Here is a 12,088-nt window from a genome sequence, read left to right on the forward strand (position 1 = left end):
GAGTTTCGAGCAGTTTTTTTAACGCGGTCAGGTCGTGCTGAATAGTGATGCTGAGGTGACGGCTGGGGCAGCTTGATGGCACGGGTGTCTCCTGGCGATGGGCTGGGAATGTCTGATCGCATTCTAGAAATGCATGTTACGGATCGCCTGGCTTTCTGTCCACTGTCTAACACTGTCTAAGATACCTGCTCGTGATGTCAGGCGCTACCATTTACAATGGCGGGTTGCTCTTTGATTTATACAATTAGGCGGCTGATTCACGGCAATATCCGATATGTTTTCATTTTTGCAATTTATCTTCGTAACTACTGCAGGCAACCCGATTGTTTTTCGAACCAGACCGACTTAATTTCTTCCGGCCGCTGGCTGGCAAGCACCGTGGCGTGGTGGTGGCTTGCGTGCGGGCGCTGTATGAACGGCTGCATGGCCCCAGCGCCGACTACGGCCAGAACCTGACGCGCGACGGCTTGCGCGATCTGTTGCTGCCGGTGGTGCAGGAAGCGCGCCAGATCATGCTGATGCAAGAAGAGGCGGCAGCCGGCACGGAGCTGGCTGACGACGATTTCATCCCGGCCGGCGCCGACGATCAGCAAAGCAGCAGCGCGCTGTTGCGGACCCTGCTCAGGGACGGCTGGCTAGAAACCTTCGGCGACCGCGCCGGCCTGGTCACCGCTTACCGCTTTACCCGTGCCGGAAAATTGTTTGCCGAAGCGTTCTGGGCCATCGACCGGCGCAGCGCCCGCACTCGTCAGCGCAATGTGCGCAGCTGCCGCAATGCGCTCAACGCCGCACTGCGCAATGTCGATGCCTACGATCTGATCGACGCTTACGACTATGCCGAAAAAGTCATCAGCGATTTGTCGGAAGGCGTCGATTATTTCCAGGAGCTGGTGCGGCGTTTGATGCTGGAAGCATCGCAAACGCCGTGGGACGGTTTCATGGAATTTCTCGACCGCTTCGAAAAGGAATTCAAGAAGCAGCTGACCGCCGATAGCATCGAACGCCATCGGCAGGCGATCCGCGATGTGATCGCGCGTTTGCATAGCCTGGAACAAGACAAGTCACTGGCGCTGGAAGAGCAGCTCAACGATATCGCTCGCTGGGCCAGCCAGGAACGGCAAGGGCCGTCGACTTTGGAGTGGATGCTGGATCGCATCGAAGAAATGGTGGAGGCGGCTTGCACCACCAAACATCCGGAGCTGATCAAGGCCATGAGCGTGTATATGCAGCGCGCCGCCAGCATCGTGCAGCAGGCGCTGATGCTGCGCGGCGGCCAGACCCGCCAGGCTTATAGCCTGGCCATCAGCAAGACTGCCAAGCTCAGCGGCGCAGCCCAGAATGCATTTCTGGAGCGTATCGGCGCCGCCATCGCCCCGGCCGAAATCCGCCTGCTCGATCCGGCCGCGTTCAAGTTGCGCAGCGCCTCGCAACGGCGCAAGGCCCTGACCGTGACGGCACAGCCGAAAGTGACGCGCGACGCCAGGCTGGCGGCCGCCATGTATCGCGCCGAAGCCGACGCCTTTGCCTTGTCCAACGACGACATCGTGCACCGGATCCGCGCCGAACTGCGCTTGCGCGACCGGCCGATCCGGCTGTCGACGCTGCCGGTGGCTACCACCACCGATGTCCTCAACAATATGCAAGTAGTGGAAGCCGTGCGCGGTGCGCGCGATGAACGGCTGACCGTGCAGAAATTGCCGAGCAAACTCTGGAACGAGTTCTATGCCGGCGACGATTATCAGATCGAGATGAAACATGACACTGAATGAAACACTGAACGAACAACTGGCAGTTCACCATTTGTCGCTGGAACGGTTTCGCGAAATCGTCGGACGCTTGTTTGCCGCCGGCATCGTGCTGCGCGAAGAAGACGGTGTCGAGCAGCGCTTGTATGACGACGCGCGCCGTATCGAAACATGCCTGGGCGACTATTTCGGGCTCGGCGGCTTTCGGCTTGAACATAATCTGAAAGGTGAATTTTTCCGCCTGTATGCGCCCGGTGCAGAAGTGCCAGGCATGCCGGAAGACGGGCTGGAACCGGTGCCGGGTTTGCGCGCCAGGCTGTCGCCGGATTTTGTGGCGGCGGCATTGGCGCTGCGCTTCCAGTATCAGCAAGGCTTGTCGGAAGGCGGCAACCGCCTGACCGATTCGGGTGAGGTCTTGACGCGCTTTGAAGAATTGTCGGCCACCCTGCAGACGCAATTGAAACGCGCTCTGCCGCCGACCAGCATCGAGCGGCAGCGTTTGCTCAACGATCTGAAACGGCATCGCTTGATCCGGCTGGCCGCCAATTTTTCGATGGATGATGAAGACGCCTTGCTGGCGATCCGGCCGACCATTCTTGGCATCATCAGTGACGATATGCTGGAAGCTGCGTTGGAATCGGAACCGCAGCTGGTGGAAGCCGGTGCTGAAGTTGAGGCCGAGGTAGAGCAAGCCAGCCCGCAACTCATGACAGAAGAAGAAAACATCGAAGAAAGCATTGAAGGAAACATCGAATGAAGCTGGATAAACTGATCCTGGTGAACTGGGGCGCCTTGCGCTCGCAGGAATACCCGATGGGCAATATGACTTTGCTGACCGGCCCCACCGGCTCCGGAAAATCGACCATGCTGGATGCCTTGCAAACGGTAATGACGGCGGTCTACCAGAATATTTTCAGCTATAACCCGGGGCAGGATGAAACCACCCAGGGCGCGCGTAACGGCAAGACCAAGCGCACCTTGTGGTCTTACATCGTCGGCGCCGAGGATAATTTGTTTGCTCGTCCGAACGGCGCGCACGGTTATATCGCCGCAGTGTTTAAACCGAGCGAGGGCGAGGAAGGGCGTGAGTTCACGGCGCTGGTTGCGGCCTCGGCCCGGGTCGATGGCGCCGGCGAAAGGCGCCAGGCGGTATCGGAACGGCTGGCGTTGCTGATCATCGACGGCGTTGCGCTGCAATTGGGCGATCTGACCTCGACCGAGATCGACGGCGGCATGGCAGTGGTTGCGGTTGAAAAGATCGAGCACCACCTGTCCGGAAAATATCGCGGCATCACCAATTTCCGCGACAGCAAGCGCGAATATCTGTGCCAGTTGTATGGCCGCTTTCGCGGTCAGAAAACGGTTTCCTTTGCCGAAGCCGAAAGCGCCGCTCGGGCCTGGAGCCAGTCGATAGCGCACAAGCCTATCGGCAGCGTCGACGATCTGGTCAAGCACCAGATCCTGGAACTGGACACCACGCAACTGTCGCAGCGCATCGGCCAGATCAGCAAACTGATGCGGCAGGTCAACGAGTTGCGCAAGGAAGGCGAGCGCCTGAGCGACAACGTCAAGCGGTTGGAGTCGCTTGGCAAAGCTGTCGGCGATACGGCGCGCGCGCATCAAGCGGCATGCCAGTCGCAGCTGCTGGTGTCGTCGCTGGCTTTGCGTGAAGACCAGCGCCAGCTGGAAGCGGCCACTTCTGCGATCGAAGGCTTGCAGCTGCTCATCAGCGATGAAACCGAGAGCGCCGATAAACTGGAGCAGGACCGTAACGCCAAGAACCGCAGCCTGACGCAGATCCACGCGCAAATGATGGGCATCCCTGCGGCCGAACAAAAGACCCGGATTCAAAATCAGATCGAGCAAAACGACGGCAAGATCAAGGCTGTGTTCAATGCCTTGCAACAGAATGCGCTGCTGGCCCAGCAATTGGAAACCGCAGCGCGCAGCGTGGCCGGCATGCAGATTCCGCCGCAGCAAAAAGAGATTGCCAACGCCGCCCGCCAGGTAGTGCTGGCGCTGTCGGCCGCCGGCACGCTCGATCTCGCTACGCATCTGCGCAGCATCGCCGAACTGGCCAAGGCGGACGAAGTGGACGTACTGAAATCGCTGATGCTGGTCAACGACTTTGAAGGCGTCGATACCGCCTTGGCAAAATTGCATGGCGCGCTGGCCGGCACCGAACACAGTTTTGTTTCCGCCTTGCATACGCAAATTGCGCAATTGCGCGCCGCCGAGCACGAGGCCTTGCGCCATGAAAAAGACGCCGCTTCACGCAAAGCCAATCTGGCCGAAGGCGGCGCTGATTATCCGCAACATATCCGTCACGCATTGAAGGAATTCCGCTCTGAACTGGGTGCTGCGCGGGCGCAGGTATTGTGCGACCTGGTGGAGCCTCTGTCGGCGGAGTGGCAGGCCGCGATCGAAGGTTATCTGGGCGGCGCCCGTTTCAACCTGGTGGTGGACCAGGAGTGGGAAAGCAAGGCAATCGCATTCGTGAGGCAGAAGAAACTGCGGGCCAATGTGATCCAAGGCAGCTTCTGTCTGAAAAACCTGAAGGTAGAAAGAACCGCCAGCGATTCCATCGTGCATGAGCTCAGCACCGAACATCCGATTGCGCATGCTTATCTGCACGATCAGTTCGGCCAGGTGGTCAAGGTGGCCGATACCGAAGCCTTGCGCCATACCTCGCGCGGTTTGACCAAGGACGGTAAGGGCAGCGGCTCGCGCACCATGTTCACCGCCGATACCGATCTGCTGGTGTTCGGCCAGGAAGCCAAGCGCCTCGCCAAGCAGCGCGCCGAGCATGAGCATGCACAAGCAGAACAAGAGTTGACACAACTGCGCGCCCAGTTGCGCGAGTTGCAGGGTGCGCTGGCCTTGATGGGACAATTGCAATGTCCGTCGTTTGCTGCGATTGACGAGTTGGAGAATCTGGTGCGCGAGCTTGATGCTGCACGCCAGGATTTGAGCCGGCTCGATCTGACCCAGGTCAGCAAGCTGGAAGATGAAGCCGAAGCATTGAGCGTCGAGATCGCCGCTTTGGAGGCGCGTAAGACCGCCTGCAGCAAAAACATCGGCGGCCATGAAAAAGCCATACAAGGCCATCAGGCGGTGATGACACGCTTGAGTTTTGGCCTGAGCGGCAAACAGGCACGGGTCGATGGCGATAGCGGCAAGTTGCGCGATTTGTGCATCGTCAATGGCAGCTTGTCTTTCACCGCGCTGACGGACGAAGTCGCAGCATGGATGAATGAGGGCAGCTATTCGCAATCGCAGGCATCGAATAACGTCGCCAGGCAAACCGCGCTCAGCTGGCAGTTATATGGCGATGCGCGCAATGCACTGGGTGAATATCATGCCCATGCACGTATCGACGAACGGTTTGAAGTGGCCCAGGGCGAGGATCTGCGCGACGGCGATTTTGCGCCGCTGTATGCGCTGATGGTGGCTTTGCAAGAGCGCACTCGCGCGCAATTGACGCGGCAGAAAGATATCGGCCTGATCAAGAACCTGGAGCAGTTGCGCACGGCCGAAGCCTCGTTCAACGATGTTTTCACCAAGCAGTTTTGCTACGAGATCCGCAACGCCGTCGATACCGGCGTGCGGACCTTGAAGACGCTGAATACCGAACTCGACAAGCTCAAGTTCGGCACCGATAAGTTCCGCATCGATTGGTCGGAATGGATACCGGAATTCAAGGCTTATTACGATTTTTTCTGCGCCACCTCGGAAATGTCGGATACGCAAGAAGCCGGCAACCTGTTTGCCGACCCGGTGCTGAGCGCGGAAAATTGCCAGGTCCGGGATCGCCTGGTGCAATTGCTGTTGTCCGACGACGAAGACAAGGCGGTCAAGGAGTTACAGCGAGTTGCCGACTATCGCAATTACCGGCGCTACGAAATCTACAAGGAATCCGATACCGGCTCGCACGTGCGCTTATCGGAGTGGGGCACCGGCTCCGGCGGCCAGCTGGAAACGCCGGCTTACATCATTCACGCCGCCGTCGTCACCAACCGCCTCAAGCGTTTCGAGAAGGGCAACAGCCTGCATCTGCTGGTCAACGACGAATCGTTCGCCAAGATGGATGAAGGGCGCGCACGCGATGTCTTGAAGTTCTTGCGCGATCACCTCGGCATGCAATTGATCTGCGCCATGCCAACCAAGCACGCCGGCGCCATCAAGCCGGAATTCTCGCGTGAATGGAGTTTCAGCCGCACCGTCGCCGATGGCAATGGCGAAGTTGGCTTCGTCTCGGAATCGGATGAGCGCGAACTGCGCTCGGACAAGCTGCGTGAGTTGTGGGAACTGCGGCGGGCCCAGGTGCGCGAACAGGCGCAGATCAATTTTGAAGCGGCCGAGCAAGCGGCGTGAGTGCGCTCGCGAGCTTGTCTCGGATTTGGCTCATGATCATGGCGCACGATCTGACTTATGCATTGACCTTGGTCGGCCGCCGTTTGAAAAAGTCCACCGCGTGCTGGCGTGTCTTGATGTTCGCCAGCGTGGCGGCAGGATCGAGGCCGAAGCGTCTTGCCGATCCGCTTACCAGGCTTTTTTGCAGATCGTTGGGCGCGCTCGCTAGCGCCGGTTGCACCAAGGCCGCGCCTGGCGCCGCAATGTCGGGCAGATCGCTGCGCGGTGTGCTCAGCGTCAATACCTGGGACAGCGTCGGCGCCACCGCGATGCGCTCGCTCGGCAGCATGTCCGACGGCGCGATGCCGATCCAGTCACGCAAGGTTGCGAGTATCGAGGTGTGGTCGTAAGGGACCGAAGTATCGGAACGGAATACCGTACCCGCCGCAATGTAGGGCGAGACCACCACGGTTGGCACGCGCACTCCGAAGCGATCGAACAAAAAGCCGTCGTCACCGGGGGTGCTCGCTACATCCGGCGGCATGGCATGGGCCGGCGGCAGTACATGATCGTAGCAGCCGCCGTGTTCATCGTAGGTGATGATGAGCAAGGTCTTGGCCCAGCCCGGAGAGGAGCTGACGGCAGTCCAGATTTCATGGAGAAAGGCTTCGCCCGCCTGCACATCGTGCGGCGGATGCTGATCGTTCGGTTGCAGCAGAAAACACGGTTCGATGAAAGAGTAGCGCGGCAGGGTATCGCTGGCGCAGGCGTCGACGAATTCGGTAAAGCGGCTGAAGTGGCCGTTGAGCATCGGGTCCCACAGTTTTGGAAACATGGTGCGTGTGAGCGACGGCGTCAACAGGGTGTCGCTGTACACCACCCAACTGCTGCCGCACGCCTGCAGCACGTTGTAGATGGTCGGCACGTCCCAATCCAGCGGATCGGGCGGGCTGCCGTTGTTAATGCGTCCGTTCGAGGTACCGGCGTGGACAAAAGCGCGGTTCGGCCAGGTCTGGCTGGGCACTGAACAAAACCAGGAATCCGATACCGCATATTGTTGCGCCAGTGTCGCCAGCACCGGCAATTGGGCGCGGCTGTGGCATTGCATGATCTGGGTGGCGTCGGCGGGCGCCGCGCTGTCGCTCAATGCCTTGGCGTAGTTGATGACGAAGCCTTGCATCGGCCAGCGCGGATCGGGGACGACCCCTTCCGGTCCGTACAGTTGATACGTGACGTTGTCGAAGGTTTCTTCCGGATCGGGATCGGGCATGGTGGAGGAGTTGGTCACCGGTTTGACCTCGACCTGCTGCGGCGGATCGCCGTCGAAATAGCCCGCATTCGCCGGGTTCCACAGGCCGGGGCGCAAACCGTCGTATTGCGCCGCGCTCCCCTTTGGCAAGACTACAGCTGGCGTGGCGCCGTTCGGGTAGAGTCCGCCGAGCATATTGTCGAGCGACCGGTTTTCCAGCATGACGACCACGATGTGTTCTATCTGGGGCAGGATCTGGGCCATGTGCGCCTCCTCGTTCTGGAGTGTAGTCATGCTGTCGAGGAAGTCAAGAAGGCTTAGGTCCGGCATGCATTGTGGCGTCGGCGCAGCTTTTGTCGATCAAAACCCGATTCTGCACTGTGAGAGGCGAGAGCTCCTGTCAAAAGTGACAGCTCTAAAAAAGCTCCCGGCATTTTCCGACAGATGAACTTTTCCGCGCTACATTAACGGGGTTGTGCTCGATGCCGTTGCTGGCGTTCCGTTGGCGGTTGCTGAACTGTCTAGTGAAATATGCGAAAGGAGAATCCCTTGTTTGCTCGTACTCCCGTATTGACGATGTTGCGCCGGATTGGCGGCGCCTTGCTTGCCAGCGGCATGCTGGTGGCGGCTACCGGAGCGGCCGCCGAGAGCCGTTGCCTGACCGAGTGCAAACCGCGCATCGGCATCGTTTCGGCGTTCGGCGCCGAGGCGGATATCTTGCTGGAGCAGACGCAGAAAAAACGCGATTGGAAAATCAACGGCAACCGGTTTACTACCGGTGAGCTGCGTGGCAATCCGGTGGTGATCGTGCTCAGCGGCGTCAGTGTGGTGAACGCCACCATGGTGACGCAGCTGATGATGAATCATTTCCATGTCGAGCGTTTGCTGATGAGCGGAATTGCCGGCGGCATCAATCCGGCCAACCATGTCGGCGACGTCATCGTAGCGGAGAGTTGGGCGATGCCGATGGAAGTTTACTGGAATGGCGATGGCAGCCTGCCGTCGCCTTGCGGTGCGGCTGGCGATGTCAGCTGCCTGGGTGTCAAACTGGCGACGGCTAACGGCAAGCCGCGCCCGGATTTCAAGTTCGATACGGCTGGCGGCGCGGTCAGCAGCGGCCTGTTCATGCGCGACAATTTTGTGATGAATGCGAGTAATGCACCGCAAGGGGAGTTCCGTTTCGATTTTCACGCCGATCCGGAAATGCTGGCGCTGGCCCGTACTTTGAAACCGGCGTTGGCGAAGTGCGGGCCGAAGAATCCAGCCTTGTGTGTCAGCGTCCAGCCTGAGTTGCGGGTTGGCGGCCGTGGCGTTTCGGTCAGCGCTTTCATGGCTAATCCTGGCTACAGGGCTTATCTCTACGATAATTTGCAGGCGCAGGTGCTGGATATGGAGACGGGTGCTTTTGCGCAGGTAGCGTACGCCAATCGCGTGCCATTTATCGCGTTCCGCAGTTTGTCGGATCTGGCCGGAGGCAATGATTTCAAAGATGTCGGCGCTTTTTTTGGCAGCGGCCTGGCGGAGACCAATGAGGCTAGCGTAACGCTGGCTTTCCTGGAAGCGTGGAGCCATCGCAACCGGCGTTGAGCGCACTGCAGGTTCGGCTGCCGTCAGAGTCATCTGGGGTCGGAGTCAACTTTCGCAGTGCTTCATCGCGAAACTTGACTCCGACCCCAGTTAGCTGCGTTTGTTAAGCGCAACCGGGTAAGAGTATTGTCATGTTTTATGAAATTCTCAATAGCAAACCGAGTGGAATTACTTCAAAGACGCCAGCTTCTGTTCCAGCGCCTTGGCGTCGAGCGCGCTGCCGGTGCGGCTGCCGTCAGCAAAATACACAGTGGGCGTGCCGACGATGCGCAGCTTCTTGCCCAAGGCCAGTACTTTGTCGTTCGGTGTCGGGCAGCTCGGTGCGGCCGCTGCTGCGGGTTTGCCATTGATCATCCAGTCGCTCCAGGCTTTGCTGCGATCTGTCGCGCACCAGATATCGCGGGACTTCACCACCGAATCGTCAGACAGGATATTGAGCAGGAAAGTATAGACCGTGACGTTGTCGATTTCCTGCAGGGTCTTGTGCAGATTCTTGCAGTAGGGGCAGTTCGGATCTTCGAATATCGCCAGCACCCGTTTGCCATCTCCCTTGACAGTCTTGACCGCTGCATCGAGCGGCAGATCGGCGAAATTGATCACCGCCAGGTGATCCACCCTTTCTTTCGTCAAGTCCTTGTAGGTATGGGTGTCGATGACTTTGCCGACCACGATGTAGTCCGCATTTTCATCGGTATAGAAGATGTCGCCGTTGGTGCGCACTTCATACAGTCCGGCATACGGCGTCTTGCTCACGGCATCGACCTTGATGCCGACACCCATGCGCGGTTCGATCAGTTTCTTGATGCGGGCTTCCTGCGCGGTTTCGGCGCTGGCGGTGGCCGCCGCCAGGGTAAGCAGCAGGAGCAAGGTTTTGGTTAACCGGGTCATGACGTTTCCATTGCTAAGAAGGGGGCAGAGGTTTCAGCGTCAGATTTTCTTCTTGGCGTCGATGCCGGACAGATCGACTCCCGGCACTGTCTTGTGCTGCGCATCGGCCGGCGCCGCGTAACGGGTCGCCAGTTTCCAGTCGCCGTCGACCTGTTTCCAGGTGTCGACCACAAAGATGTTCTTCGCCAACGGACTGGAGACGGCAACATCCAGCGACCAGAGGAAACTGACGACCATCACGGCGCCATACTCATGCACCGCCATCTGTTGTACCTGCGATGCAAACGGCGTTTGCTTCAAGGCGCTGGCGATAGATTCCGCGCGTGGCGTCGGCCGGCCGGGAGCGGCGGCGCTACGCAGTTCGTAGTCGACGGCCAGGCGTTTGTCGATGACGCCGCTATTGCGCTGCTGAACAGCGTCATTCAATTCGTTTTCCAGCGTGCTGAAAATTTGCACCGTGCGGGTCACGGTGGGTACGGTTCTTTGGACAGGCGCGGCTGCTTGTTCTGCTTGTTCTACTTGTTGCGCGAAGCCTGAAACATGGCTGCCCAGCAGCAGCGCGAACAGAAGCGAAATTTTTTTCATGGTATGGACTCGGGCGATTGAATAGGGAAGAGCATCAGCTGAAGCTCCGCCGCAGAGCGCTCTGCGACGGAATTCCATGTTACATCACGACCGCCTTGCCATCAGGGATAGTGCTGGGCGCAAGCCTGGCTTGGCAGCAGCGTCCAGTTTTGCTGGATCAGATACTTCATGGTGCCGAAGGTCTGGTTGTACGCAGCACCGTTGGAGGCGGTGGATGTAGCGCCGAAATTCCATGCGCATTTGTCGCCGTTTTCCATGCCGTTGGCCAGGGCATACCACGCATTGCCATCTGGATCGGTGGTTGTTTCCTCTAACTCATGTGAAATGATGCTGGCCATCGCATCTGCGCCGGGCGTGTTGTTCGGGCTTGGCGTATTGGCGCCGCAGGAGCTTGCGCACTGGGTTTCAGGATTGCCGATGAAGGCGTATTTGATATCCTGGCCATTGATCGTGGCGTTGGTATGCCAGCCGCAATACTGGGTGCAGAAACCTGAGGTTGCAGTGGTGTTCTTGTCGGTCAAGACGAAGTAGACACCGTTCGCATCCAGCGGCAGGGCGCCGGAATTGATCTTGTTGGCGACGATGGTCTGGATGTTTGCATCGGACAGTTGGGTGCCGAGCGAACCGGTGTCGGTGGTGGTGCCGGCGTAGTTGACGACGTTCTGGACGTGGGTGCCGGCCTTATTGGTGTACGTGGTGTTGATGTTGAAATAAGGCGAACCGCCGATGTGGTTGCCGAGATTGGTCAGCACGTTTTGCGAAGCTGCATCCCAGCTGCCGTACCAGATGTAGTAGACGTTCTTCGGTCCGGTCATCACCGGGCCGCCCTGGTCGGTCAGGTTAGCGCTGCGCTGAGCTCTCAGGGTTGCAGCTTTTTGTGCATGGGTCTGCACGTCCAGATCCAGCTCGCCCCAGCCCTTGCCGGTCGGCTTGTAGACTGAGTCGCTGGATCCTTTGACTGCGCCTGCAAGCGCAACGCTGGCGTAGGTAAGGGACAACGCTAGTACAACTAATTTGCGATTCAATTTCATTGCATCTCTCCGTAGTGGATGTGAATTGACATGCCGGGCGTCCGATCAGGAGCGTCCGGTTACCGCATCTGGAGCGGGATTGCGTCTCGCTTCAGAGTCGACGCACGGCCGGTCCGCCACCTGCCATGACGGAACCATAGGTGCGTCTAAGACAACCCGGGCATTCGTGCAGAACGCCAGGATTGAAATTCGGTAAAGCGAAGGAAATGTGAAGCTACAAGTTAAACGCTAGGAAAAGCGCTAAAAACGCAGGGGCGGGGCGAGAGGTCCAGATGCGGCTTGGTGGGCATATGGTTGGAAGTAAGGCTGAAAACCAATGAAGCTGAGCATCATGTTATTCCTCCTGTTGTACTGCCATGTGCCGGCGCCGCATGGTGGTGCGCGCCGCATCATTTTTATTGTGGCCAGGGTTGACCATGGGGATGGAGTTTATCCCCACATTTTCCTCAGCGGCAATGTATTTAATTGTTACGGGGAAACAAAATTGTAACGAAATGATTCGAGGTGATACAGTTGTCCAGCCATTGCATGCGAATGATTATTGGTAAAAAAAATGACAGCCGCAGCTGTCATTTTTTTGCCTGAATCTGATCTGAATCTGATCTGAATCTGATCTGAATCCGATCTGATTCTCGATCAAATTCTCGATC

Annotated in this window: 8 protein-coding genes; 4 read left to right on the forward strand and 4 right to left on the reverse strand. The window is 58.4% G+C overall.

Annotated features, from left to right (window positions below):
- The first annotated feature begins 323 nt into the window (after positions 1–323).
- The 3 genes from VNZ60_RS09725 to VNZ60_RS09735 are packed head-to-tail and all read left to right on the forward strand — an operon-like array spanning position 324 to position 6,119.
- The gene (locus VNZ60_RS09725; RefSeq protein ID WP_325658528.1) at positions 324–1,769 is read left to right on the forward strand and encodes a Wadjet anti-phage system protein JetA family protein; all 1,446 of its coding nucleotides are present in this window, start codon (positions 324–326) and stop codon (positions 1,767–1,769) included.
- The gene (locus VNZ60_RS09730; protein WP_325658530.1) at positions 1,756–2,502 is read left to right on the forward strand and encodes a DUF4194 domain-containing protein; all 747 of its coding nucleotides are present in this window, start codon (positions 1,756–1,758) and stop codon (positions 2,500–2,502) included. Before VNZ60_RS09725 ends, VNZ60_RS09730 begins: the two co-directional genes overlap by 14 nt.
- Positions 2,499–6,119, forward strand: a complete 3,621-nt coding sequence (locus VNZ60_RS09735) for an ATP-binding protein (RefSeq protein WP_325658532.1) — start codon at positions 2,499–2,501, stop codon at positions 6,117–6,119. Before VNZ60_RS09730 ends, VNZ60_RS09735 begins: the two co-directional genes overlap by 4 nt.
- A 55-nt stretch (positions 6,120–6,174) precedes the next feature.
- Here the strand turns inward: VNZ60_RS09735 and VNZ60_RS09740 are convergent, their stop codons facing one another.
- Positions 6,175–7,611: an alkaline phosphatase family protein gene (locus tag VNZ60_RS09740; RefSeq protein ID WP_325658534.1), complete on the reverse strand. Its 1,437-nt coding sequence runs from the start codon at positions 7,609–7,611 to the stop codon at positions 6,175–6,177.
- A 285-nt stretch (positions 7,612–7,896) separates the two neighbouring features.
- Between VNZ60_RS09740 and VNZ60_RS09745 the strand changes: the two genes are divergently transcribed.
- The gene (locus VNZ60_RS09745) at positions 7,897–8,934 is read left to right on the forward strand and encodes a 5'-methylthioadenosine/S-adenosylhomocysteine nucleosidase family protein (RefSeq protein ID WP_325658536.1); all 1,038 of its coding nucleotides are present in this window, start codon (positions 7,897–7,899) and stop codon (positions 8,932–8,934) included.
- Positions 8,935–9,102: 168 nt separating this feature from the next.
- Here VNZ60_RS09745 and VNZ60_RS09750 read toward each other — a convergent pair whose 3' ends face one another.
- From VNZ60_RS09750 to VNZ60_RS09760, 3 genes are all read right to left on the reverse strand, one after another.
- Positions 9,103–9,822 carry a DsbC family protein gene (locus tag VNZ60_RS09750; protein WP_325658538.1) on the reverse strand — a complete coding sequence of 240 codons (720 nt, stop codon included), beginning with the start codon at positions 9,820–9,822 and terminating at the stop codon, positions 9,103–9,105.
- 39 nt (positions 9,823–9,861) lie between these two features.
- A complete protein-coding gene (locus VNZ60_RS09755; protein ID WP_325658540.1) occupies positions 9,862–10,407 on the reverse strand; it encodes a nuclear transport factor 2 family protein in 546 nt (181 codons plus the stop codon).
- 101 nt (positions 10,408–10,508) lie between these two features.
- A complete protein-coding gene (locus tag VNZ60_RS09760) occupies positions 10,509–11,438 on the reverse strand; it encodes a hypothetical protein (protein WP_325658542.1) in 930 nt (309 codons plus the stop codon).
- Positions 11,439–12,088: the final 650 nt, after the last annotated feature.

The sequence above is a fragment of the Collimonas sp. genome (genome assembly GCF_035566375.1).
Lineage (GTDB): Bacteria > Pseudomonadota > Gammaproteobacteria > Burkholderiales > Burkholderiaceae_D > Collimonas.